Annotated in this window: 27 protein-coding genes; 12 read left to right on the top strand and 15 right to left on the bottom strand. The window is 51.1% G+C overall.

Going from position 1 to position 24396, the window contains the following annotated elements; translation table 11 throughout:
• Positions 1 to 36: 36 nt before the first annotated feature.
• Positions 37 to 1185, bottom strand: a complete 1149-nt coding sequence (gene cfa / locus F4V61_RS01550) for a cyclopropane fatty acyl phospholipid synthase (protein ID WP_000098883.1) — start codon at positions 1183 to 1185, stop codon at positions 37 to 39.
• Positions 1186 to 1475: 290 nt separating this feature from the next.
• The gene (gene punC / locus F4V61_RS01555; protein WP_001182306.1) at positions 1476 to 2681 is read right to left on the bottom strand and encodes a purine nucleoside transporter PunC; all 1206 of its coding nucleotides are present in this window, start codon (positions 2679 to 2681) and stop codon (positions 1476 to 1478) included.
• Between the two features lie 112 nt (positions 2682 to 2793).
• Here punC and punR point away from each other — a divergent pair, with 112 nt between their 5' ends.
• Positions 2794 to 3726 (top strand): DNA-binding transcriptional activator PunR, encoded by a 933-nt coding sequence (punR, locus tag F4V61_RS01560; protein WP_058345344.1) that lies wholly within the window; start codon positions 2794 to 2796, stop codon positions 3724 to 3726.
• Here punR and purR read toward each other — a convergent pair.
• Positions 3723 to 4748 (bottom strand): HTH-type transcriptional repressor PurR, encoded by a 1026-nt coding sequence (gene purR / locus F4V61_RS01565; RefSeq protein ID WP_000190994.1) that lies wholly within the window; start codon positions 4746 to 4748, stop codon positions 3723 to 3725. The genes punR and purR overlap by 4 nt on opposite strands.
• A 296-nt stretch (positions 4749 to 5044) precedes the next feature.
• Here purR and F4V61_RS01570 point away from each other — a divergent pair, with 296 nt between their 5' ends.
• Positions 5045 to 5134: a YnhF family membrane protein gene (locus F4V61_RS01570; RefSeq protein WP_000102277.1), complete on the top strand. Its 90-nt coding sequence runs from the start codon at positions 5045 to 5047 to the stop codon at positions 5132 to 5134.
• 253 nt (positions 5135 to 5387) lie between these two features.
• Here the strand turns inward: F4V61_RS01570 and sodB are convergent, their stop codons facing one another.
• Together sodB and F4V61_RS01580 are read right to left on the bottom strand one after the other, a co-directional pair.
• Positions 5388 to 5969, bottom strand: a complete 582-nt coding sequence (gene sodB / locus F4V61_RS01575) for a superoxide dismutase [Fe] (RefSeq protein ID WP_000007290.1) — start codon at positions 5967 to 5969, stop codon at positions 5388 to 5390.
• 126 nt (positions 5970 to 6095) lie between these two features.
• Positions 6096 to 6923 (bottom strand): C40 family peptidase, encoded by an 828-nt coding sequence (locus F4V61_RS01580; protein ID WP_170243763.1) that lies wholly within the window; start codon positions 6921 to 6923, stop codon positions 6096 to 6098.
• Between the two features lie 340 nt (positions 6924 to 7263).
• Here F4V61_RS01580 and grxD point away from each other — a divergent pair, with 340 nt between their 5' ends.
• Entirely contained in the window at positions 7264 to 7611 is a 348-nt protein-coding gene (grxD, locus tag F4V61_RS01585; RefSeq protein ID WP_000108177.1) for a monothiol glutaredoxin 4, read from the top strand.
• Between the two features lie 78 nt (positions 7612 to 7689).
• Here the strand turns inward: grxD and rnt are convergent, their stop codons facing one another.
• The 4 genes from rnt to F4V61_RS01610 all read right to left on the bottom strand — a co-directional run bounded on the left by rnt (position 7690) and on the right by F4V61_RS01610 (position 10670).
• Positions 7690 to 8337: a ribonuclease T gene (gene rnt, locus F4V61_RS01595; protein WP_079781635.1), complete on the bottom strand. Its 648-nt coding sequence runs from the start codon at positions 8335 to 8337 to the stop codon at positions 7690 to 7692.
• A 100-nt stretch (positions 8338 to 8437) separates the two neighbouring features.
• A complete protein-coding gene (gene gloA / locus F4V61_RS01600; RefSeq protein ID WP_001237789.1) occupies positions 8438 to 8845 on the bottom strand; it encodes a lactoylglutathione lyase in 408 nt (135 codons plus the stop codon).
• 68 nt (positions 8846 to 8913) lie between these two features.
• Entirely contained in the window at positions 8914 to 10011 is a 1098-nt protein-coding gene (locus F4V61_RS01605; protein WP_080161015.1) for an alkene reductase, read from the bottom strand.
• 59 nt (positions 10012 to 10070) lie between these two features.
• Positions 10071 to 10670, bottom strand: coding sequence for a TetR/AcrR family transcriptional regulator (locus F4V61_RS01610; RefSeq protein ID WP_001041831.1), 600 nt, complete (start codon positions 10668 to 10670; stop codon positions 10071 to 10073).
• Between the two features lie 102 nt (positions 10671 to 10772).
• Between F4V61_RS01610 and F4V61_RS01615 the strand changes: the two genes are divergently transcribed.
• The 3 genes from F4V61_RS01615 to sodC2 all read left to right on the top strand — a co-directional run bounded on the left by F4V61_RS01615 (position 10773) and on the right by sodC2 (position 12560).
• On the top strand, positions 10773 to 11012 hold the full coding sequence (locus F4V61_RS01615; protein ID WP_024131902.1) for a DUF1289 domain-containing protein: 240 nt from the start codon (positions 10773 to 10775) through the stop codon (positions 11010 to 11012).
• 50 nt (positions 11013 to 11062) lie between these two features.
• Positions 11063 to 11959, top strand: a complete 897-nt coding sequence (locus tag F4V61_RS01620; RefSeq protein ID WP_038396061.1) for an aldo/keto reductase — start codon at positions 11063 to 11065, stop codon at positions 11957 to 11959.
• Positions 11960 to 12038: 79 nt separating this feature from the next.
• The gene (gene sodC2 / locus F4V61_RS01625) at positions 12039 to 12560 is read left to right on the top strand and encodes a superoxide dismutase [Cu-Zn] SodC2 (protein WP_000826815.1); all 522 of its coding nucleotides are present in this window, start codon (positions 12039 to 12041) and stop codon (positions 12558 to 12560) included.
• Here sodC2 and F4V61_RS01630 read toward each other — a convergent pair.
• The 3 genes from F4V61_RS01630 to F4V61_RS01640 are packed head-to-tail and all read right to left on the bottom strand — an operon-like array spanning position 12536 to position 15674.
• The gene (locus tag F4V61_RS01630) at positions 12536 to 14575 is read right to left on the bottom strand and encodes an FUSC family protein (protein ID WP_058345341.1); all 2040 of its coding nucleotides are present in this window, start codon (positions 14573 to 14575) and stop codon (positions 12536 to 12538) included. The two genes, sodC2 and F4V61_RS01630, sit on opposite strands and share 25 nt — an antisense overlap.
• A gap of 5 nt (positions 14576 to 14580) precedes the next feature.
• A complete protein-coding gene (locus tag F4V61_RS01635) occupies positions 14581 to 15435 on the bottom strand; it encodes an efflux RND transporter periplasmic adaptor subunit (protein WP_058345340.1) in 855 nt (284 codons plus the stop codon).
• 2 nt (positions 15436 to 15437) lie between these two features.
• Positions 15438 to 15674 (bottom strand): DUF1656 domain-containing protein, encoded by a 237-nt coding sequence (locus F4V61_RS01640; protein ID WP_000649760.1) that lies wholly within the window; start codon positions 15672 to 15674, stop codon positions 15438 to 15440.
• 194 nt (positions 15675 to 15868) lie between these two features.
• Here F4V61_RS01640 and slyA point away from each other — a divergent pair, with 194 nt between their 5' ends.
• A complete protein-coding gene (gene slyA / locus F4V61_RS01645; RefSeq protein WP_000764558.1) occupies positions 15869 to 16309 on the top strand; it encodes a transcriptional regulator SlyA in 441 nt (146 codons plus the stop codon).
• A gap of 47 nt (positions 16310 to 16356) precedes the next feature.
• On the opposite strand, the gene slyB is transcribed toward slyA, so the two are convergent.
• Positions 16357 to 16824: an outer membrane lipoprotein SlyB gene (gene slyB, locus F4V61_RS01650; RefSeq protein ID WP_000597174.1), complete on the bottom strand. Its 468-nt coding sequence runs from the start codon at positions 16822 to 16824 to the stop codon at positions 16357 to 16359.
• 273 nt (positions 16825 to 17097) lie between these two features.
• Here slyB and anmK point away from each other — a divergent pair, with 273 nt between their 5' ends.
• The 5 genes from anmK to pdxY all read left to right on the top strand — a co-directional run bounded on the left by anmK (position 17098) and on the right by pdxY (position 21671).
• Positions 17098 to 18222, top strand: coding sequence for an anhydro-N-acetylmuramic acid kinase (gene anmK, locus F4V61_RS01655; protein WP_080161014.1), 1125 nt, complete (start codon positions 17098 to 17100; stop codon positions 18220 to 18222).
• 83 nt (positions 18223 to 18305) lie between these two features.
• Positions 18306 to 18635 (top strand): C-type lysozyme inhibitor, encoded by a 330-nt coding sequence (gene mliC, locus F4V61_RS01660; RefSeq protein ID WP_058345337.1) that lies wholly within the window; start codon positions 18306 to 18308, stop codon positions 18633 to 18635.
• Positions 18636 to 18693: 58 nt separating this feature from the next.
• Entirely contained in the window at positions 18694 to 19350 is a 657-nt protein-coding gene (pdxH, locus tag F4V61_RS01665) for a pyridoxamine 5'-phosphate oxidase (RefSeq protein WP_080161060.1), read from the top strand.
• Positions 19351 to 19476: 126 nt separating this feature from the next.
• Positions 19477 to 20751: a tyrosine--tRNA ligase gene (gene tyrS, locus F4V61_RS01670; protein ID WP_000168623.1), complete on the top strand. Its 1275-nt coding sequence runs from the start codon at positions 19477 to 19479 to the stop codon at positions 20749 to 20751.
• Positions 20752 to 20810: 59 nt separating this feature from the next.
• The gene (gene pdxY, locus F4V61_RS01675) at positions 20811 to 21671 is read left to right on the top strand and encodes a pyridoxal kinase PdxY (RefSeq protein ID WP_000789730.1); all 861 of its coding nucleotides are present in this window, start codon (positions 20811 to 20813) and stop codon (positions 21669 to 21671) included.
• 58 nt (positions 21672 to 21729) lie between these two features.
• Here pdxY and gstA read toward each other — a convergent pair whose 3' ends face one another.
• Positions 21730 to 22335, bottom strand: coding sequence for a glutathione transferase GstA (gene gstA, locus F4V61_RS01680; RefSeq protein ID WP_080161013.1), 606 nt, complete (start codon positions 22333 to 22335; stop codon positions 21730 to 21732).
• A 104-nt stretch (positions 22336 to 22439) separates the two neighbouring features.
• Positions 22440 to 23945, bottom strand: a complete 1506-nt coding sequence (dtpA, locus tag F4V61_RS01685; protein WP_079781628.1) for a dipeptide/tripeptide permease DtpA — start codon at positions 23943 to 23945, stop codon at positions 22440 to 22442.
• Positions 23946 to 24396: the final 451 nt, after the last annotated feature.

Here is a 24396-nt window from a genome sequence, read left to right on the forward strand (position 1 = left end):
GAGTAAAAGCCCCCGCATGTAATGCGGGGGTGGTGATTAGCGAGGAACGCGTAGCCCGTTTTCAACGCCGCGCGTAAATACGACCTGCCAAAGCTGGATATCGCGCGCGCGAAACGCACCGGCGCAGGCGTTGAGATAATAGCTGAACATACGTTTGAAGCGCTCGTTATAATTGCCCGCAATTTCCGGCCAGGCATTGATAAAACGCTCGTGCCACGCCATCAGAGTGGTATCGTAGTCGGCGCCAAAGTTATGCCAGTCTTCCATGACAAAGTGTGATTCGCTGGCCTCTGCGATTTGACGAACCGATGGTAAGCAACCGTTGGGGAAAATATACTTATTGATCCACGGATCGACATTATGATCGGTTTTTTTTGAACCAATAGTATGGAGCAGGAAAAGGCCATCCGGTTTTAAATTCCTGTCAACAACGTCAAAATAGGTGTTGTAGTTTTTCGGCCCGACGTGTTCGAACATTCCGACGGAGACGATTCGGTCAAACTGATCGTTAAGGTCGCGATAATCTTGCAGGAGAATAGAGACATCCAGACCTTCGCAACGCGTCTGCGCCATTTTTTGCTGTTCTGCGGAGATCGTTACGCCCACGACACTCACGCCATACTGGGTCGCCATATATTGCGACAGACCGCCCCAGCCGCAGCCAATGTCCAGCACACGCATCCCAGGCTGTAACTGCAGCTTTTCGCAAATTAATTCCAGCTTGGCTTGCTGTGCCGCTTCAAGCGTATCGGCATCTTTCCAGTAGGCGCAAGAATATTGCATATAGGGATCGAGCATACGGGAAAAAAGATCATTACCGAGATCGTAATGCTCCTTGCCGACAATCCAGGCGCGTTTTTTACTTTGTAGATTAATCAGACGCGCGCCGAGGATGCGGAGTGTATCTTTAACATGGTGAGGGAGTTGATTTTCAAGGCCGGCACGTAAGACTTTAGTGAAGAAAATATCCAGACGCTCGCATTCCCACCAGCCATCCATGTAACTTTCACCTAATCCTAACGATCCTTCCTGCAGGACGCGCTTAAAAAAATCGGGATTGTTAACACGAATGTCAGACGGGGCGGAACCATTAATTGTAATATCCGCACGACTTAACAATTCGTTGGCGATTCGGTACCAGTTATCATCCGGTACGCTGACTTCTTCTATACACGATGAACTCATAGCTTCTCCATCACTGGATTGTGATCAGAACCTTAAAACAGCGTAGACGCTTTTTTGGCTTTGTGAGAAATCCCACGGACAATTCCGTGAGCCAGTTATCCGACGTAGAACAGAGGAAGGGAGGAACCCTTGCCGAAAAGGCCATCCATGGTGAATCGGGAACGCTCCGGTTCCCGTTAATACCTAATAATTATCGTAATATAAACAACCGGGAATCAGTATAGGCCGCAATTTTTGATGATTCAACCAAAGATTGTTAGCGTGCTAATTGAGTGGGGGTTAACAAACCTTTAGCGATACTTCTCATGGGCGACATCGGCATGAGGAAATCCAGCCTCATCGGACGCTGCATGAGACTGTATTTTGTAGCCTAACGCCGCCAGAACAACGGTAGAGAGCATGACGCTGGTGGTGGTCAGCAATGGTGTACTGATAAGCCATGAAACCACCAGGCTTGCCAGGAAACATAGCCCCAGTTGCAGCGTATTTTGCAGCGCCGCCGCGCGCCCCGTGGCTTGAGGAAAAGGGCGTAACGCCTGCGCGACGACGATAGGGTAGATTGCGCCGTTAGCAATCGCCATTACGCAGAACGGAATCAGGATCTCCACCAGTGAGGCATCATTCAGGAAGCCAGCTCCCCAGGTGGCGATAACGCTCAGCGCATACAACCCTAACAGCCACGGAAGCAATTGGTAACCCTGCCATTTTTGCAGTGCCGCGCGGCAACTATATCCGCCAATCAGAAAAGCGATGGTCTGAGGAACATAGCTCAGGCCAATCACTGCCGGGCTATAACCCATCGCGCTGAGAATGAATGGTGAACCCGTTAACCAGGCAAAAAAGCTGGCGGAACAGGCGGCATAAATCAGTACATTACCGCGATAGGTTTTAGAGCGTAACAATGTCGCGAAAGTGAATTTATCCTGTCCCTCGGCGCGCGCTTTTACCGACGCCTTTAAGCGCAGCGCTGGCAACATCAGTAACAGCGTAATCGCAAACAGGGTGGCGAAAATCGCCTGCCATGAGAAATGCGTCAGTATCCAGCTTCCCAGTAAGGGTGCAAGCGCCGGGGATAATCCTACCAGCGGCATGATAGTGGCGAAGATACGATTAATTTTTTGCGCAGGATAATAGTCGGCCACCAAGGCTTGCCAGATTACCGTTGCCGCACACACGCCTACTGCCTGCACAAAGCGCAGCGTCAGCAACGCAGCCGCGCTTTCTACCCACAGCATCCCCAGACTTCCGAGCGCAAAGATGGATAGCCCCAGCAGTAAAATCGGCTTACGCCCATAACGGTCCGATAGCGGTCCCCAGAGTAGCTGCGCGACGGCAAAGCCAGCTAAAAACAGGCTAAGGCTGGCGCTGACAGCCGCGGCAGGCGTTTGTAAATCCGCCTGTATAGCGGCAAACGCAGGCAGGTACATGTCCGTTGCCAGAAACCCCAGCACGCTAAGACCGGCTAACCAGACTAAAAAACCTTTTCCAGGTTGCATATTTGTTTCTCTTTCTTATCAGACAGACATTGTCGCAGAGTGTAGGGAGTGAAATTAAGGTTGTGAAACGTTAATATTTGTCCAATGAGTTCAAAATTTTTGTAGGCAAATTATGTGGTCGGAATACTCGCTTGAGGTGGTTGACGCCGTTGCGCGTAATGGCAGTTTTAGCGCGGCGGCGCAAGAGCTGCACCGTGTGCCTTCGGCAGTCAGTTACACTGTCCGTCAGTTAGAGGAGTGGCTGGCCGTACCGCTTTTTGTACGACGCCATCGTGATGTTGAACTTACGCCTGCTGGTGTCTGGTTTTTAAAGGAAGGGCGTTCTGTTATCAAAAAAATGCAGATCACTCGCCAACAGTGCCAGCAAATAGCTAATGGCTGGCGCGGGCAGTTGGCTATTGCAGTCGATAATATCGTCAGGCCAGAACGCACCCGGCAGATGATCGTCGATTTCTATCGTCATTTTGACGATGTGGAACTGCTGGTTTTTCAGGAAGTGTTTAACGGTGTCTGGGACGCGCTCTCCGATGGGCGGGTCGAACTGGCCATTGGAGCGACGCAAGCGATTCCGGTAGGGGGGCGTTACGCTTTTCGGGATATGGGAACCCTGAGATGGAGTTGCGTAGTGGCAAGCGATCACCCGCTGGCGTCGATGCCGGGGCCGTTAAGCGATGATACCCTGCGCAACTGGCCGTCGCTGGTCAGGGAAGATACTTCGCGAAGCTTACCGAAACGGATTACCTGGCTGCTGGATAACCAAAAAAGGGTCGTAGTGCCGGACTGGGAATCCTCTGCAACCTGCCTGTCGGCAGGATTATGCGTGGGAATGGTGCCGACGCACTTTGCCCGACAGTGGATAGACAACGGTGAATGGGTGGCGCTGACGTTAGAAAACCCGTTTCCCGATGCGGCCTGTTGCGTGACGTGGCAGCAAAATGAAGCCTCGCCTGCTCTGGCGTGGTTGCTGGACTATTTGGGGGATAGCGAAACGCTGAACCGCGAGTGGCTGCGGGAGCCAGAAGAGGCTCCCGACAGCGCAGATTAACGGCGATAGTCGCGGAACGGGCCGTCAGCGACCGAGCGGCGCTCAACCAGGCGCGGATGAACTTCAATAGACTGCGACTCCTCGCGCTTATTGACGATGCGATCCAGAAGCATATTAAATGCGGTTTCGCCTAAGGAGTCTTTGGGCTGGTGAATCGTCGTCAGCGCCGGGGTAAAGAAACGGGCGTTACGCACGTTGTCATAACCGATCACCGAAACGTCCTGCGGTACGCGAAGCCCCATTTCGTCTGCCGCGCAAAGCGCGCCCATCGCCATAATATCGCCGCCGCAGAAAACGGCGGTAGGGCGATGCGACTGCGACAGGATTTGCTGCATCGCGTGATAACCGGACTCCGGTTCGAAGTCGCCCTGCACAATCCAGTTGTCCGGCACTTTGATCAGCGCTTCCTCCATCGCCTTCATGAAGCCTGCCAGTCGCCCCGCGCCGGTGTTGCGCTCCAGCGGACCGGGGATAACGCCGATATCCCGGTGGCCGCGTTCAACCAGATAACGACCCGCCATATAACCACCTTCAAAGGCGTTATCAATCACCGTGTCGGTAAAATCGGCTTTTGCTTCGCCCCAATCCATCACCACCATTGGAATATGGCGATACTCTTCCAGCATGGAAAGCAGCGGTTCCGGGTACTCAGAACACATCACCAGCAGACCATCCACGCGCTTTTGCGCCATCATGGACAGGTAGGCGCGCTGTTTTTCCAGGTTATTCCAGGCGTTGCCCAAAATCAGCGTATAGCCCTTCTGGAAGCAGTTCTTTTCAACCGCCTCAATAATTTCTGCGAAATAAGCCGCTTCGCTGCTGGTCGCCAGTAAGCCTATCGACTTGGTATGGTTAACCTTCAGGCTACGCGCGACGGCGCTGGGAGAGTAGTGCAGTTCTTTAATCGCCGCCCAGACCGCGTTACGTGTCTCTTCAGCGACAAAACGCGTTTTGTTGATTACATGTGATACAGTTGTAGTGGAAACGTTTGCTCGTTTCGCTACATCTTTAATTGTTGCCATTATATTTCACTCCAGACCCCTCGCCAGACTCCTGAGAAACGCCAGGTAAACGTTTGCCTACACACACCCTAATCGCAACCTCAGGGTTGCGGCACGCCGGATAAACAACACGGAACGTCAGGAAAGGGTCAATGGCCGTTATGCTAATTCAATAAGCCTGGAATTTTGTCTCATCTTGAGGAAAAGGGGAAGCGTTAAAAACAGTTATCAATATAAAACTTGAGAGATTTTTGTGCGGAAATCTGTAAAAATGCTCTATATCACTTTTTGTGTGGGAATAAAAAGGAGAAAACTTGATGAGTACCGACCTGAAATTTTCATTGATCACCACGCTTATTGTTCTCGGCGTGATTGTCGCAGGTGGATTAACTGCCGCACTGCACTGATATTCCTTCTCTTCTGAGGGAGTGCATCTACTCCCTCACGTCAACTCGTTGTTATCCAGTTAGCAAAAATATTTTGCCATTATGTAAAATCTTATTTGGAATGATTATTGTTAGCGAGCACAGGCTTGGACTATCGACGTGCGTGATTGTGACAGGGGGCGTTGCTGGTTTTTATCGCAGCCAAGAAGCTTTCTGAGCAGGCGCGCGTTGCACATTGTAAAACGCAGAAGGCGAACCTTCTGCGGACTCAGACTTATGCGGCGAGGTTTTTCGCGACAAATTCCCAGTTAACCAGCGCCCAGAAATGCTCCAGGTAGTTTGGACGGGCATTGCGGTAGTCGATGTAATACGCGTGTTCCCAGACATCGACCGTCAGCAGCGGAGTCGCATCTGTGGTCAGCGGCGTACCGGCATTTGAGGTAGAGACGATAGCCAGTTTGCCATCAGCGCCTTTTACCAGCCACGTCCATCCAGAACCAAAGTTTTTGATAGCGGCATCCGTAAACTGCGTTTTAAATTCCGTGAAGCTGCCAAAAGATGCCGCGATAGCATCAGCCAGTTTCCCGGTCGGTTCGCCGCCGGCGTTTGGCGCCAGGCAGTGCCAGTAGAACGTGTGATTCCACACCTGAGCGGCGTTATTAAAGATGCCGCCTTCGGAGGCGCGAATAATCTCTTCCAGCGATTTGCCTTCAAACGCCGTGCCTTTGATCAAATTGTTAAGATTGGTCACGTAAGTCTGGTGATGTTTGCCATAGTGATATTCCAGCGTCTCAGCAGAAATATGCGGCGCCAGAGCATCTTTGGCATACGGTAATGCAGGTAATTCGAATGACATTGCTTCTCTCCTTATTATTAATATTGCGCACGCACAATAACCCTGGTGCGCGTAAGGATAGGGTAGCAAATTGAGAGGTGGCGCAAAAGAAGAAGTTATCCTTTCGTTAAACGACAGGATAAAATATTATCGAATTGTTTTAGAGGTCATTACCCGGCGAGCGCCTACATAATGGCGCTGCCAGTAAACTTCGTTCAGCGAGGTGATCCTAATTTCCTGACCGCTGCGTGGAGACTGGATAAACTTACCGTTGCCGACATAAACACCAACGTGATCGGCGGTTCCGCGTCCTTGTGTACGGAAGAAAACCAGATCGCCGTTTTTCAATTCGCTACGCGCAATGGGCGCAGCGTCACGCAGGTGATACATCTCATTCGCCGTTCGGGGGATACGGATCTTCACTAAATCTTTATAGGCATAGTAAACCAGACCGCTGCAATCAAAACCGGTACGCGGCGATGCGCCTCCCCAGTGATACGGCTTACCAATCTGATTCATGAGTTTGGACATTGCGGTTTTTGTCGCTTTTTGTACTTTATCCCGATGCGCATCGGCAATGGATACCGGCAATGTTCCTTTTTTCTTCACGCAATGTGACTTACGCCCTTTACGCGTCGTGCATTTTTCCATCACGTCGAAGGCCGCAATTGACGTGGATACGGTTCTGCTATAGCGATGAGTTGTATTATGATGAGATTTCATGGAGGCGATAGTACGTTTTGGTGCAGAGACGAAAGAGGAACGGCTGGTTTTTGAGGTTTTTTTTACGTTTTTTTTGCTGGTTTTGCTGATATTTTTGGTGGTTGTGCTTTTCTTTTTCTCTACCGTTTTAGTGGCATAAGAAACAGCAAGCGTCGCTTTGGCTTGCCTGGATGCATGAGCCATTGACGTAAAAGGGAGAATAGTAAAAAGTAAAGCACAGAGCGTGATCGAGATTTTCTTTATCCGCGCCACTGAGCAATCCTCTGTTAAAGGCAGGCGATCATGCCTGCGTATGATGTACAAAACCTGGTCATTCTAATCTACAAAAGCACAGATTGGTAATTGCTTTTGGTTTCCGAAGTTGTGTTTCGGTAACAGATGTAAAAAAAATGGCAACTAATGCTAAACATGAGCACATTATCTACATCTACGGATCTTTGCGCGGCGACCCGGTTAAGAGATATTTTGTATGCAACTTATTTCCGCAGACGGTAAAATAATAAGGCATGATGAAAATGTTATTTTCCGTTGCCAGCCTGACCCGTTACAATGACAGGCTTCGGTCGTAAAAGAAGTTTAAGGAAGCGAGACAATGAGCACCACCATCGAAAAAATCCAGCGCCAGATCGCTGAAAATCCGATTCTCCTGTATATGAAAGGTTCACCGAAACTGCCAAGCTGTGGTTTCTCTGCTCAGGCCGTTCAGGCGCTTTCAGCCTGTGGTGAACGTTTTGCCTATGTTGATATCCTGCAAAACCCGGATATTCGCGCTGAATTACCGAAATACGCCAACTGGCCGACATTCCCACAACTGTGGGTGGATGGCGAGCTGGTCGGCGGGTGTGATATTGTGATTGAAATGTATCAGCGTGGCGAGTTGCAGCAGCTTATTAAAGAAACTGCGGCAAAATATAAAACTCAGGAACCGGACGCAGGATAATCTGCGTAAAGGGGAAAGCGACCTACTAAGGTCGCTTTTTTACCGGTATAGTGAGTAAAAGCGTCGTCGTTAGCAACGTTATTTGTCTGTCGGCAAGGATAACGGCCATCCGCCCAGGCGCTTCCAGCGATTGACGATTTCACAAAACAGCACCGCTGTCCGCTCGGTATCATACAAAGCGGAGTGGGCCTTTTCGCCGTTAAACTCCATACCTGCCGCCAGGCACGCTTTAGATAACACTGTTTGTCCAAGCGCCAGACCGCTCAATGCTGCGGTATCAAAGGTGACGAATGGATGAAATGGGTTACGTTTCAGCGAGGCGCGCTCTGCGGCGGCCATCATAAAACTGTGATCAAAGGTAGCATTATGCGCGACCATAATGGCGCGGCTACAGCCGCTTTCTTTGATACCTTTACGTACCATTTTGAAAATAGCATGCAGAGCCTCATATTCACTCACCGCGCCGCGTAGTGGGTTCGAGGGATCGATACCGTTAAACGCGAGCGCTTCCGGCTGTAAGTTGGCTCCCGCAAACGGCTCCACATGGAAATGTAGCGTCATGTCCGGCATCAGCCAGCCTTGTTCATCCATTTTCAGCGTGATGGCGGCGATTTCGAGCAGTGCATCGGTTTTAGCGTTAAACCCTGCAGTTTCAACGTCGATGACGACAGGATAAAAACCACGAAAACGGTCGCACAGACCGGAAAGTTGAGCGTTATCGGACATCTGAGTCTCTTAGTACGAAAAAATGCAGCGCGCATTATGGCAAATTTTACGCCGGGATGCAGTAAAACAACGGGCACAATGACCTGCGCCCGGCGGGAGATCAGTTACCCAGACCGCGGCCTGCGTCTTTAGCTTCAATCAATTCGATTTTATAGCCATCCGGATCTTCAACGAAGGCGATGACAGTCGAACCGCCTTTAACCGGACCCGCTTCACGGGTCACGTTGCCGCCGTTCTGACGAATACGTTCACAGGCTTCGGCTGCATTGTCGACGCTCAGCGCGATGTGCCCATACGCATTGCCCATGTCGTAGCTCTCAACACCCCAGTTATAGGTTAGTTCTATGACCGCTTCTTCCGTTTCCGGGCCATATCCCACAAAGGCAAGCGAATATTTATATTCTGGATTCTCACTGGTGCGCAGTAGTTTCATGCCCAGAACGTTAGTGTAAAAAGCGATGGAACGCTGTAAATCGCCGACGCGTAGCATAGTATGCAATAAACGCATTTTCGTTGCCCTCAAAATAGTCAAGTTATTCAAAGTATAGCGGCGATATGAGGCCGTTATCAATGAAATTACAGAGTAGGGTAGTCAGTGTAGCCTTCCTCGCCGCCGCCATAAAAACTTTCGGGGCGTTGTGGATTGAGTTTCGCTTTACGCTGTAAACGTGCCACCAGATCCGGGTTAGCGATGTAATCGCGACCAAAAGCCACGGCGTCAATCAGCCCTGTTTCGATCAGAGCTTCCGCTTTTTCTGGCGTATAGGCGCCAGCGCCGATGATGGGGCCGTGGAAACACGCACGGACTTTTTTACGGAATGCCTCGGTATAAGGCATGCCGCCCGCCCAGTCTGGTTCAGACATGTGCAGATAAGCGATGCCGCGTTTGCCTAACGCTTCAATCAGATAGAGGGCGTCAGCCTCTTCATTCGGACCATTATCGACATTCTGGAAAGTGCCGACGGGAGAAAGGCGGATGCCGATACGATCCGCACCCCATTCCTCGATGCCGGCGTCAATCACGTCGAGTACCAGACGGGCGCGGTTTTCAACGCTGCCGCCATATTGATCGGTGCGATGGTTGGAAGACGGAGAAAGGAACTGATGCAGCAGATACCCGTGCGCGGCGTGTAGCTCTACCAGATCGAAACCTGCTTCACGGGCATTGGCGATAGCCTGGCGGAAGTCGTTTACGATCCCTGGGATCTCATGGGTATCCAGCGCGCGCGGCGTGGAAGTCTCTACGCGGATGGCCTGACCGTTTTCGTCACGCAAAGAGGTGCGGGTTCCCGCATTGATAGCGGATGGCGCGACGGGCGCTTGTCCGCCTGGTTGCAGGCTGGCGTGTGAAATACGGCCCGTATGCCACAGTTGCACCGCCATATGGCCGCCCTGGGCATGGACTCCCTGAGTGATTTTTTTCCAGGCGGCAATCTGCTCATCGCTGTGTAATCCCGGTGCGCCGGCATAGCCTTTCGCCTGGGCGGAGATTTGCGTGGCTTCGCTGATGATCAATCCGGCGCTGGCGCGTTGACGATAATATTCCGCCATTAACGGCGTAGGGATATCGCCTGGTTCAATACTCCGTAAACGCGTCAAAGGTGCCATAAATATGCGGTTTGTCGCCGTGATTGCGCCCACTTTGAGTGGGGTAAACAGTTTTTCTGATGACATAGTGGCTCCTGGGATAAGTAGACCGGTCGTCTTGTAATAACGGAAATAAAAAACGCCTGTTACTGCTCAGGCGTTGTAAGGATGGTCTTAACATGCGCCAACGCATTTTCCAGCGGTTCAGCGCTACGGGATATTTTGGCCTGTAAATTGGCGCCCAGCCACAGGGCGTAAAGCACCTGCGCCTGTTGCAATGGCTGACCAGTGAAATGTAAACAGTCACTATTGCGGCCGTCTTCCAGCGCGCGTGCAAGCAGTGTAGTAATGTCACGCGCCCCTTTATCCATAGCGGAGCGCATATCCTCCGACAGATCGCAGACTTCTGCTGACAGTTTCACGGTCAGACAACCGCTGATGGCGCCTTGCTGGCAAAACTTATTCAACGTTTCCTGATACCAGGCGAGAATACGATCACGATGATCACCGGGTCCGTAGGTAAAGTGCGCCGTAAGACGCTGATGATAACAGGCATAGTGTCGCTCCAGCATGGCGACGCCGAAGGCTTCTTTCGAGCGAAAGTAGTGGTAAAACGACCCCTTGGGCACCTGGGCGGTTTTGAGTAGCTCGCTAAGACCCATTCCGGTAAAACCCCGTTGCATGCAAAGTAACTCGCCGATGGTCAGGAGATGTTCGCGGGTATCGTGTTCGGTTTGTTTATTCATGGCATACAATATAGTAGACCAGTCGGTCTACTGCAAGCGGAGTTGCCATAATGTCGGTTAGCGTCTTCAATAGTCATAAGCGCCAAACGTTGAGGAGGAGATGTGGCCGAGCAGTTGGAGTTTTTTCCTATAATAAGCCCATGTCGCGGTATCTGCCAGTCTGATGAGCGTGGCTTTTGCCGGGGATGTATGCGCAGCCGCGACGAACGGTTTAACTGGCAAAAAATGAGCGATGCCGAGAAACAAAATGTACTGAGGCTTTGTCGCCAGCGCTTATTGCGTAAAATACGCACAAACAAGCCCCTCCCACCGGAAGATCCTCAACAACCCTCACTCTTTTAAACGCGGAAGTGCGTATACTCAACCTCATTATTCTCTATGAGGAATCTGTTATGGTTCAGCGTGTCACAATTGCTCCACAAGGCCCCGAATTTTCCCGTTTTGTCATGGGTTACTGGCGTTTGATGGACTGGAATATATCTGCGCGTCAGTTGGTGAGTTTTATCGAAGAACACTTGGATTTGGGCGTCACTACCGTTGATCATGCGGATATTTATGGCAGTTATCAGTGCGAAGCAGCGTTTGGCGAGGCGCTAACGCTGGCGCCGCATTTGCGGGAAAAACTGCAAATCGTCACCAAATGCGGTATTGCGACTACCGCCAGAGCGGAAAATAAACTCGGTCATTATATTACCGATTGTCGCCACATCATTCTTAGCGCCGAACAGTCACTAAAAAATCTGGCGACAGATCATCTGGATATGTTGTTAATTCACCGTCCCGATCCGTTAATGGATGCGGATGAGGTCGCCCAGGCGTTTCAACATCTGCACCAAAGCGGCAAAGTGCGCCATTTTGGCGTCTCTAATTTTACGCCAGCGCAATTTACGTTGCTGCAATCGCGCCTGCCTTTTACCCTGGCGACCAACCAGGTGGAGATCTCGCCGGTTCATCAGCCTTTGTTGCTGGACGGCACATTAGATCACTTACAGCAACTGCGTATTCGTCCGATGGCCTGGTCATGTCTTGGCGGCGGTCGGCTGTTTAATGATGAGGCTTATCAGCCGTTGCGCCAGGAACTTTCCGTTATCGCGCAAGAACTCAACGCCAGTTCTATTGAACAGGTGGTCTATGCCTGGATTTTACGTTTGCCGTCGCAGCCGCTGCCGATTATTGGCTCGGGTAAAATTGAACGCGTACGCGCCGCGGTAGAAGCGGAAACGCTGTCATTGTCGCGTCAACAGTGGTTCCGAATCCGCAAGGCGGCATTGGGTTATGATGTACCATAATCGCTAACACGTTGACTTTCCGTTCATGTTTTCGCCAGTGGTTTACACTTAACAGGCGACCACATGTAACGGAGGTTTTATGAAGCGATTAAGTTTAGCGATGGTGACGCTGTTGGCCTGTGCGGGTGCGCAGGCCGCCAGCGAGAAAGTAGAGATGAATCTGGTGACGGCACAAGGCGTAGGACAGTCTATCGGCACCGTCGTCATCGATGAAACCGAAGACGGCTTAAAATTTACCCCACACCTTAAAGCGTTACCGCCGGGCGAGCATGGTTTTCACATTCATGCCAAAGGTAGCTGCCAGCCCGCGATTAAAGATGGCAAAGCTGTTGCGGCAGAAGCTGCCGGCGGTCATCTGGATCCACAAAATACCGGCAAGCATGAAGGACCGGAAGGCCTGGGGCATCTGGGCGACCTCCCGGTATTAGTTGTTAATAATGATGGCATCGCCACCGAGCCGGTTACTGCGCCGCGTCTGAAGTCGCTTGATCAGGTGAAGGATAAAGCGCTAATGATTCATGTGGGCGGCGATAACATGTCCGATCAGCCGAAACCGCTCGGCGGCGGCGGGACGCGTTACGCCTGCGGCGTTATTAAATAACCCGGAGACAGCGTACCCTGCGGCGGCGCCTGTTCCAGTTGTGACAGCGAGCAGTGTAAACGCCAGATAATCGCCGCCAGCTCATGTGCGGCGGGTTGATGATGATGTGCGAGCGTGTCGCAGATACGCTGTAGTTCCTGTAGCGTGGTGGCAAGAGAATGTTGTTGCACGCCGCGCTCGCTCATCACATCGCGCAACAGAGTTAGACAAATATCCCGCACGCGTGAAAGCGGATCTGAACGCGACTCCCAGGCGCGTAACTGCCACACCACATGAGAACAGTTCAGTAGTACCACTCCCCAACGTAACAACCACCGGCGCGCCAGCGTATCCTGGCTGTTGCTGAGTTGGCTGACGTGATGATACGTCAGAGATTCAAATTCGCTTTCGCTGTGGGAAGGATGACGGCTAAGTTGATCGACGAAATCCCGCCGTAGTGCGCGGATATGGCGGCGACTTTTTCGGGCGTCTGAGCCCGGACGCAGGATCGCGAACGCCAGCCAGGAGATCGCGACGCCAACGATCTTGGCGGTATTATCGTTAAGAAAATCGGCGAAATTATACACCGGTGGATTGGTAACGGCGATGAAGGAGCCCATAAAGACAATAAGCTGTCCCCATAACCCCGCCAGCTTAGGCATTTGCAGTTTAAGCAGTTGCATCGTGGTGAACAGCGGAAAAAGAAAAAGTAAGAATTGCCACAGATCGGTGATTTGAACCATCAGGCCGAATTTAACCACGAAGCTGAATAAGGACAGCAGTACTAAAATACGCATCAATAAGGAGAGCGACTTAAATGGCGTCGCGACGATGGAATAGAGGACGCAACTGATCGCCGCCAGTGTTAATGCACCGGACCCTGATTCCCATTGCGCGCCGATACTCCATGCGCCAATCACCGTGAGCGTGCAAAAGGTACGAACGCCACTCCAGATGGCCTCTGTGTTATCCGTATGCCGTGCAAGGCCGGGAGTACGGCGGATTTTGATTTGATCCTCCGGGGTACCATTTTCGAGCAGATATAGCTGGCGGCTACAGAGCAGGTATAATTGACAAAAATAGCGTAACCGCTGCCAAAACGCGAGGAGACGATAATCCTGTTCATCCTGCGGTCGTAGCGGCGCAATAATCCGCGCTACCGTGTAGCTGTCCGCACCAGGTTTCGCCAGCGCTACCAGGAGTTGCTCAAGAACTTGGTGGCTGTTTTCCGGCGGCGTCGGCCAGTTTAAAAGCATTCTACGCAGGCTGGAGATCACACTGGTTAGCCGTAATTGTTGGTGTAACAATGAATTGAGCAACGCATTCTGACGGCGAAAACGGTAATGACTCCAGAAGGCCTGAATACGCAACAGGTTCATCGTCAGGATTTGTCCAATGACGTCCTCATGCGCTGAGCGGATGACGTCAGTGGTATCCGGTTGCCAAAGTAGACTGGCATGCTCCAGTAATCGCGCATGCATATTTTTCAGCGCGGTGAGCAGGGCAGCGCCATCCGACGTGCTGGGTAGGATCATCATCATCATGCCGCCGCAAAGGATGCCGACGATAACTTCACATACGCGCGCTTGGGCGATATCCCACAACTGCGTGATTTCTACGAAATTGACCATCGGAAACGCGATAATTGCCGCTGTATAGCCGGATAATTGGAAGGCATAGGCGGCGTTATTGGTAAAATGCGCGCAGGCCCAGGTACAAAACCCGATCCACGCGGCCATGCTAAACAAGAATAACCAGGGTTCATTTAGCGTATGGCCGGCAATTATCAACGCGGCGGTCGCGCCGAGTAGACTTCCGGCAATACGCCCCAGGCTTTTACTGATCACGCCGCCTACGGTCGGAAAGCTAACCACCGCGGCCGAGGTCATCGCCCAATACGGCTCATCGAGATTGAGATAGTAAGCGAATGTCAGCGCAAGACACATGGCAATGGAATTACGCAACGCGTAACGCCACTGGCCGGAGGTCGCTTTAAACCAGGGCGTATTTCGCAGTGGCGGTAGGAACAATGCCATTAACGCTATCCAATCGCCACGCTACAGGTGGTGCCAGAGACCAGAGTGATATCCTGCGGTAGGGCGTCAAACTCTATACGTACCGGAACGCGTTGTGCCAGGCGCACCCAGGGAACATTAGGTTTAATATCCGGCACCAGTCCCGAATCGCTTTCAACGCTTTGATCGTAGATCGCGCGTCCGATGCTGGCTACGTGACCCTGTAACTTTATATTGCCACTGTACAGAGTTATTAATGCAGGTTCCCCTACAGTAATGTGACGCAGCTTGGTCTCTTCGAAATATCCTATTACATAAAATGAATGGCTATCTACCAGCGCGAAGAGCGGTTTTCCGGTGGTGGCGTAATCGCCAATGCGGGTAGAAAGGTTTGTTACCCAACCGGATACCGGTGCTTTCACTGCTGTCTGACTAAGCTGCCACTGAGCCTGTTTTAACGTTGCCAGGGCGACGTCTACGCTGGCCTGCATAGCTTTAACATTCAGATTGGCGCTATCCAGATCTTCAGCAGAGATGTAGTTACGTGATAAATGTCGGCGCCGATTGGCTTCGTTATTCGCTTTTGCAAGGTCGGACTGTGCCTTGGCCAACTGCGCCTGTGCGTTAAGTTCTGCAATATGGAAGGGCGTTTTATCAATGACAAAAAGGACATCACCTGCGTTGACGAACTGATTATCTTTTACATTGAGTTGGATAATACTGCCAGAGACCTGAGGCGTTACGCTGACCTGTTCCGCGCGGATTTTGCCGTCGCGTGTCCATGGCGACTGCATATAGTAATTCCATAACCACCATGCGGCCAGAACGGCAACGACGGCGACAATGAGAGTAGAAAAATATTTTATTGTTTTTAAAGACATATTTACCACACGATCAGTAAAACGAGGCCCAGACACACGCAAAGCGTAAAGAGAGAGAGATCCATTAACAGGGGATGCCAGATTTCACCAGAGTATATTCCGTTGCGCAGGAGACGGTGAATAAACAACCATATAACGAACCCAAGCGCGAAGGCTTTAAAAAATGGCGGAAAGTAAACAGATGCTCCCAACATGAGATCTTGTAAGGGCAATCCTGTGGCGTTGAGTATACACTTCACAAGCAATGTTCCTTTGCGTCAGACGACGATGCTTTAGTTATAGCTAAAACTGAAGCTACAGGTGCCAATTGCGCACTATGTCTGAAAAAATGTCTATTGGTAAGCAAATTTAGCAATACATTTGTTTTGAGAATGCAAATACTGCACACTATTCTAAAATCAGCATAATAACTTAGCAAGCTAATTATAAGGAGATGAAATTGGAATCGCCACTAGGTTCTGATCTGGCACGGTTGGTGCGCATTTGGCGTGCTCTGATTGACCATCGCCTAAAGCCTCTGGAATTGACGCAGACACATTGGGTCACGCTGCACAATATTCATCAATTGCCGCCTGACCAGTCGCAGATTCAGTTGGCTAAAGCGATAGGCATTGAGCAGCCATCGCTGGTACGCACGTTGGATCAACTTGAAGATAAGGGGTTAATTTCGCGGCAAACCTGCGCCAGCGATCGTCGCGCTAAGCGCATTAAGCTGACCGAAAAAGCGGAGCCGCTGATCACTGAGATGGAAGCGGTCATTCATAAAACGCGCGGTGAAATTTTGGACGGAATTTCTTCAGAGGAGATTGCGCTTCTGATTAAACTTATCGCCAAACTTGAACACAACATTATGGAATTGCATTCTCAAGATTGAGGCGCAGGGGCGTACGTGTGGCCACGTGACCACACGTAAAGCCTGCTCTAGCGTGGAGAGACAGTAACCTGACTGCCGTTGCTAGCCAGCACTACACGCTGACCTGCCGTGAAACGCGTTTTTCCTTGTTTCTGCACTACCATAATGGTGTTGCCATCGTCTTTACGAATTTCCAGTTCCACGCCCTGGGTTTTATTCATTGCGCCCTGGACGCCCTGGCCTGCTACGCCGCCAGCGACCGCACCTGCCGCGGTTGCCAGTGAACGGCCAGTACCGCCGCCGATAGTGTTGCCAAGGAATCCGCCCAACACCGCGCCGCCGATAGCGCCAATCACGTTAGAATCATCACCGCCCTGAATTTGAACCGGACGAACGTTAACGATAGTACCGTACGTTACATTCTGAACCTGCTTAGCCTCGGACGCGGTATAAACATCACCCGAAAGGCTATCATTGTTAACACATCCAGCTAAGGATAACCCCATCAGTGAAACGGCCAGTACACGTTTAATCATTTACTAATCTCCTGTTCTTCACGAAACGCTATTTCAGCATCCCTATAGCTAAATTATATGGCATTTATGCAGTTAAGGTCATATCTTCTGCTGAAAGAAAGTAAAAATCATAATCAGAACTTAATTAACCAACCTTAAACGAAGTGGGGGGCAAGAAAAGGCAGGTTATTGATATCCGTGGACGGCACGGCAAAAAAACGTTACGTGGGCTTAGCATTATAAAATACGTTATGCCGGAGTGTTAAGGTTTAACCCAGCTTAAAAGGAAGAGGTATGAAATCGGGCCGTTTTATTGGCGTTATGTCCGGAACCAGCCTTGATGGCGTTGATGTTGTATTGGCGGCAATTGATGAAACAATGGTTGCGCAACAGGCAAGTCTCACCTGGCCCATTCCCGTTCATCTGAAAAAAGGCATTCTTGATATTTGTCAGGGGCAGCTGCTTACGCTCTCGCAACTCGGTCAGCTTGATACCCAGTTAGGCCGGCTTTTTGCACAGGCGGTTAATGCGCTGTTAGCGCAACAACATTTACAACCTCGGGATATCGTCGCCATTGGTTGTCATGGGCAAACGGTCTGGCATGAACCGACCGGCGATGCCCCGCATACTCTGCAAATTGGCGATAATAATCACATCGTTGCCCATACGGGGATTACGGTGGTCGGCGATTTTCGGCGGCGGGATATTGCGTTGGGCGGACAGGGCGCGCCGCTGGTGCCCGCTTTCCATCACGCCCTGCTGGGACATCCCACGGAAAAACGCATGGTCCTGAATATCGGCGGCATCGCCAATTTATCTTTGCTTTTTCCCAGGCAGGCGGTGCGCGGATACGATACGGGGCCAGGCAACATGTTAATGGACGCGTGGATTTGGCGGCAATGCGCGCAGCCCTACGACAAAGATGCTGCATGGGCGAAAGAAGGTAAGGTTATTCTTCCTCTGCTGCAAAAGATGCTGAGCGATCCGTACTTTGCCGCGTCGGCGCCCAAAAGTACAGGACGTGAATACTTCAACTATGGCTGGTTGGAACGTCATCTTGCGGCTTTCCCTGGCGCAAGCGCGTGCGATGTGCAGGCCACGCTGGCTGAACTGACGGCGGTCTCCATCTCCCATCAGGTGCTGCTCAACGGCGGCTGCGAGCGGTTGCTGGTCTGTGGCGGCGGAAGCCGGAATCCATTAGTGATGGCTCGTCTGGCAGCGCTGTTGCCGGGGATCGAAGTTGCTACTACCGATAAGGCGGGGATCAGTGGCGATGATATGGAAGCGCTGGCATTTGCATGGCTTGCCTGGCGAACTCTCGCAGGCCTGCCGGGAAATTTACCGTCAGTGACGGGCGCGTCAAAAGCCAGTATTTTAGGCGCTATTTACCCTGCTACCCCAGAACTCAGAGTTAACTGAATTTTTCCCGGGCGATATATCGGTAAACTAGAGAGGTCAGTAAGGGGCGTTTACCTCTCCAGAAGCAGGAGAGCTTTCGGGATATGTCTATGAAAAAGATAGTAATAATGTGTTTGCCTGCGCTGCTGGCCGGCTGTAGCGTTTACCATCAATTTGTTGAACGTATGCAAACGGATACGCTGGAATACCAGTGTGATGAGAAGCCGCTTACCGTTAACGTCAATAACCCGCGCGAAGAAGTCAGTTTTGTTTATGACAACAAACTGCTGACCCTGAAACAAGGAATCTCGGCTTCAGGCGCGCGTTATACGGATGGGATTTTCGTTTTCTGGTCGCAAGGTGAGAGCGCCACGGTCTATAAACGAGACAGAATTGTGCTAAATAACTGTCAGTTACAAAATCCGAAGCGTTGAGATTTTCAGCATGGGGGCGCACAATAGCGCCACCCACTGCTTATTTTTGATCAACGCCATGTCTGATAACGACCAATTACAGCAGATCGCGCATCTGCGCCGTGAATACACGAAAGGCGGCTTGCGTCGCCGCGATTTACCCACTGAACCGTTAACCTTGTTTGAGCGCTGGCTTGGGCAAGCGTGCGACGCCCGATTGGCCGATCCGACGGCAATGGTCGTGGCGACCGTAGATGATAAGGGGCAGCCGTACCAGCGTATTGTGTTGCTCAAACATTACGACGAAAAAGGGTTGGTCTTTTATACCAACCTGGGAAGCCGCAAGGCGCATCAAATTGAGCACAATCCGCGTATCTGTCTGTTATTCCCTTGGCATATGCTTGAACGCCAGGTGATGGTGACGGGCATGGCCGAGCGTCTCTCTACGCTTGATGTGGTGCGGTATTTCCACAGCCGTCCGCGTGACAGCCAGATCGGCGCATGGGTCTCTAAACAATCCAGCCGTATTTCCGCGCGCGGTATCCTCGAAAGTAAATTCCTTGAGCTCAAGCAGAAGTTTCAACAGGGTGAAGTTCCGTTGCCCAGCTTCTGGGGCGGTTTTCGCGTGAGTATCGAACAGATGGAGTTCTGGCAGGGCGGCGAACATCGCCTGCACGATCGCTTTTTATACCAACGCGATGACGGCGCGTGGAAAATCGACCGTCTTGCGCCCTAAAGATGCAAAATTCTTGTTTTAAGCACTGGTGCGGATGAATCCGCCGTTTTATGCTATGTCTCTTTCGCGTCTGGCGAAAAGTCGTGTACCGGCAAAGGTGCAGTCGTTTTATACATGGAGATTTTGATGGCAAGCAGTAACTTGATTAAACAATTGCAAGAGCGGGGGCTGGTAGCCCAGGTGACGGACGAAGACGCGTTGGCAGAGCGACTTGCGCAAGGCCCGATCGCGCTCTATTGCGGCTTCGATCCTACCGCTGACAGCTTGCATTTGGGGCATCTGGTTCCATTGTTATGCCTGAAACGCTTCCAGCAGGCGGGGCATAAACCTGTTGCGCTGGTAGGCGGCGCGACCGGTCTGATTGGTGATCCAAGTTTTAAAGCCGCCGAGCGTAAGCTGAACACTGAAGAGACCGTTCAGGAGTGGGTAGCAAAAATTCGTAAACAGGTTGCCCCGTTCCTGGACTTTGATTGTGGCGAAAACTCCGCCATCGCGGCCAATAACTACGACTGGTTCGGCAGCATGAATGTGCTGACTTTCCTGCGCGATATCGGTAAACATTTTTCCGTTAATCAGATGATTAATAAAGAAGCAGTGAAGCAGCGTCTGAACCGTGACGATCAGGGTATCTCTTTCACTGAGTTCTCTTATAACCTGCTACAGGGGTACGATTTCGCGTGCCTGAATAAATTGCACGGTGTTGCGTTACAGATTGGTGGTTCTGACCAGTGGGGCAACATCACTTCCGGTATCGATCTTACTCGTCGTCTACACCAGAATCAGGTATTTGGTTTAACCGTTCCTCTAATCACCAAAGCTGACGGCACGAAATTCGGTAAAACCGAAGGCGGCGCTGTCTGGCTGGATCCGAAGAAAACCAGTCCGTACAAATTCTACCAGTTCTGGATTAACACGGCGGATGCCGACGTTTATCGCTTCCTGAAATTCTTCACTTTTATGGATATTGAAGAGATCAATGCCCTGGAAGAAGAAGATAAAAACAGCGGTAAAGCGCCGCGCGCTCAGTATGTGCTGGCCGAGCAGGTGACGCGTCTGGTTCACGGCGAAGAGGGACTGATTGCGGCGAAACGTATTACCGAAAGTCTCTTTAACGGTAGTCTGGGCGAACTGAGCGAAGCGGACTTTGAACAACTCGCTCAGGACGGCGTGCCGATGATCGAACTGGAAAAAGGTACCGACCTGATGCAGGCGCTGGTAGATGCCGAACTCCAGCCGTCACGTGGTCAGGCGCGTAAGACTATCGCTTCCAATGCTGTCACTATCAATGGTGAAAAACAATCCGATCCTGAATACATCTTTAACGATGAGGACCGCCTGTTTGGCCGCTATACCTTACTGCGTCGCGGCAAAAAGAATTATTGTCTGATTTGCTGGAAATAAGGCATTAAGTAACAGGGAGTGAGAAATCACTCCCTTATTTTTAATGTTCAGGTAAAAAAATGAAGAATATCCTCGCTATCCAGTCCCATGTTGTTTTCGGACATGCGGGCAACAGCGCTGCCGAATTTCCGATGCGTCGTCTTGGCGCAAATGTCTGGCCGCTGAATACCGTTCAGTTTTCTAACCACACGCAATATGGTAAATGGACCGGTTGCGTCATGCCGCCCAGTCATCTGACTGAGATTGTCCAGGGGATTGCGGACATAGGCCAGTTAGCACACTGCGACGCCGTACTCAGCGGTTATCTGGGATCTGCCGAGCAGGGAGAACACATTCTCGATATTGTGCGCCAGGTTAAAGCGGCAAATCCGCAGGCAAAATATTTCTGCGATCCCGTAATGGGACATCCGGAAAAGGGCTGTATCGTGGCGCCAGGCGTTGCAGAATTCCATGTGCGTTATGCGCTACCCGCCAGCGATATTATCGCGCCTAACCTCATTGAACTGGAAATTCTCAGCAAGCATACCGTCAACAATGCGAATGAAGCCGTGCAGGCAGCACGAGAACTGATTGCTCATGGACCAGAGATCGTGCTGGTAAAACATCTCGCCCGTGCTGGTTACAGTTCGGATCGCTTTGAAATGCTGCTAGTGACGGCGCAGGAAGCCTGGCATATTAGTCGTCCGCTGGTGGATTTCGGCTTACGTCAGCCGGTTGGCGTTGGTGATGTCACTAGTGGTTTATTGTTGGTCAAACTTTTGCAGGGTGCAACATTACAACAGGCGCTGGAGCATGTTACGGCGGCAGTCTATGAGATAATGATCGCTACCAAAGCGATGCAGGAGTATGAGCTGCAGGTCGTGGCGGCCCAGGATCGGATCGCTAATCCTGAACACTATTTCAGCGCAACGCGGCTGTAATTATTGCTGCTGAAAAAATGCCGGATGGCGGTAAAGCGCGCTATCCGGCAAAATGATATTACTTCAGTCCTTCCGCCTTAAGCGCTGCCGCAACGGTCGGTCTTTCCGCGACACGCTTCATATAACTTTCAATATGCGTAAACCCGCTCATATTCAGGTTTACGCCATATGCCCAACGCAATACGGTAAATAGATAAGCGTCCGCGATAGTAAAACGCTGGCCGCAAATCCACTGGTCGTCTGAAAGCGCCTCGTCAACATACTGAAATTTCTTTTCCAGACCGGCGCGAACGGCAGGTTTAATTGTTTCCGGTGTGTCAGGGCGGAACAGCGGGGTAAAGCCTTTATGCAGTTCCGTTGCAATATAGTTGAGCCATTCCAGCGTATGGTAACGGGCAAGGCTGCTTACAGGCGCCAGAAGCTGGCGGTCGGGGACGCTATCGGCGAGGTACTGCATAATGGCGACGCCTTCAGTCAACAACGTGCCGTCATCCAGAAGCAGAGCCGGAACCTGTCCTTTAGGGTTTACTGCCAGGTAATCATCGCCGTTTTCCAGGAGCTTTTTCGCGAGATCGACGCCATCGAGCGTAAAGTCTTTGCCAATTTCGCGCAGGGTTATGTGGGAAGCAAGAGAGCAGGCACCCGGTTTGTAGAACAGTTTCATCGGTAACTCCTTTTTGCTGAGGTTTAAAGTATGGTAGTGCGCGGATGCGCAAAAAAAAAGCCGCTAACGCACAGTTAGCGGCCTGAATGTTGTTTCCCGGGAAATTAAACTGTAGCGGCTTTAGAGCCTTTCTCAGTGGTATCATCATCTTGGGTCATACGGTTCAGCTTAGGCGCTGTCAGCAGCATCAGGACGGCGATAACTGCGGTTGCTACGCCAATCTGCATAAATACGCGACCATAGACTTCCAGAGACATTAGCGGGTCAGTCACGTCGCTTGGCACCGCCATCATGTTGGCGACATAACCGCCGATGATGTTAGCGCCAGCCGTTGTCAGGAACCAGCTACCCATGATGAAGCCCATCAGACGCTGCGGAACCAACTGCGCGACCATTGCCAGTCCCAGACCGGAGATCATCAGCTCACCGATACTTTGCAGACCATAGCTCGCAATCAGCCAGCTTACGGATACGATGCCGGCATCATTTGCAAATTTGGCACCCAGCGGCAGAACCAGGAATGCGCCGGAACACAGCACCATACCAATGGCGAATTTCATCGGCATCGGCAACGTATCGCCCATCTTGTTATAAATAGTGGCCAGAATAGGGCTGCCGATAATGATCCAGAACGGGTTCAGCGCCTGATACTGTTCAGGCTCGAAGGCGATACCGAGAATCGAGTGCTCAACGTTACGAATCGCGAAGAAGTTCAGCGACGTCGGCATCTGGCTGTACAGCACAAAGAAGATAATCGCCTGCAGCATCAAAATAAAGGCGACGATCATTTTACGGCGAGCCGAGCCGTGCATGGAAACCGCTTCTTTACCGAAGATAATGACGATACCAAGCGCGATAACGCCCAGCGCCATACGTGCGATATCCTGGTTGTGCAGCAGCCAGGTCGCCACAGCAATCAGAACGACAATACCAACAATCGTCAGCAGCAGGTTACGGAAGTTGAGCGGTTCAAAGTCGGGTTTAGAACCGTAGCTTTTCACCCAGCGCTGACAGAAAGCAAAGTTAACGACGGTTATCAGCATACCGACGACGCTAAGCGCAAACGCGGTGCTCCAGCCATAACGCGCCGCCAGCCACGGCGTCGCCAGCATGGAGAAGAAGGAGCCGATGTTGACGGACATATAATACATCGTAAATGCGCCGTCGAGACGCGGATCGTCCTTCGCATAACAGGTAGACAGCAGAGAAGACGGGTTGGCTTTAAACAGGCCGTTCCCCACAGCGATAGCCGCCATGCCCATATAGACGATGCCAGCGTCATGCCCGGACCATGCGACGAGCGCATAACCGATAGCCAGCACCACTGCGCCCAGCATGATAACGCGTTTGGTGCCCAGGATTTTATCCCCTAGCCAGCCGCCAATCGCTACCAGGCCGTACACCAGTGCGCTGAAGGAAGAGAAAAGGGTGATGGAATCCGCTTCTGACATACCCAGTTGTTTTACCAGGTAGACGGCCATAATGCCTTGCAGGCCGTAATAACCAAAACGCTCCCATAACTCTATCGAGAAGATAAGATAGAACGCCTTCGGTTGTTTGAAAGCGTTCAAACTGACGCTTTCAGTTGGTTTATTGTTTGCAGTAGACACTTTTACCTCTTTTTTACGCCCTGTATTAACAGGGATTGTCTGGCGCGTGATGAGTCAGACTCATCCGTCCGATTGTTATATTGGAGGGGAAACGGCAGGTAATGTTCACTATCTTTCCTCTTCAGACAAGACCTTTGTAATAATCTGTTACATATAACTGTTCTGGTCGAATCGTCGGACGGCAGAAATGTTATGCAGCGTTAAATTTTTTCATTTGAAGAATGGCAGATTTTTACACTGCGTAACGGTCACAATCTTGGGTGAAAGGCGATATCTTCTGCTATTTTAGGTGAAAGGTAGTGATATAGGCCATTATCTGAAAAAATAGTAGAGTAATGTTTTGTAGTGAAAACGGAGCATCAGTCTATCCGGTTGTAAATGTAACCTTAGATGTCACTAAATTTCACATGAAGTTATCAAAGTGATCTTGATCACGTATAGATAGAAATTT

It is taken from the genome of Salmonella enterica subsp. arizonae, assembly GCF_008692845.1.
Classification (GTDB): Bacteria; Pseudomonadota; Gammaproteobacteria; order Enterobacterales; family Enterobacteriaceae; genus Salmonella; species Salmonella arizonae.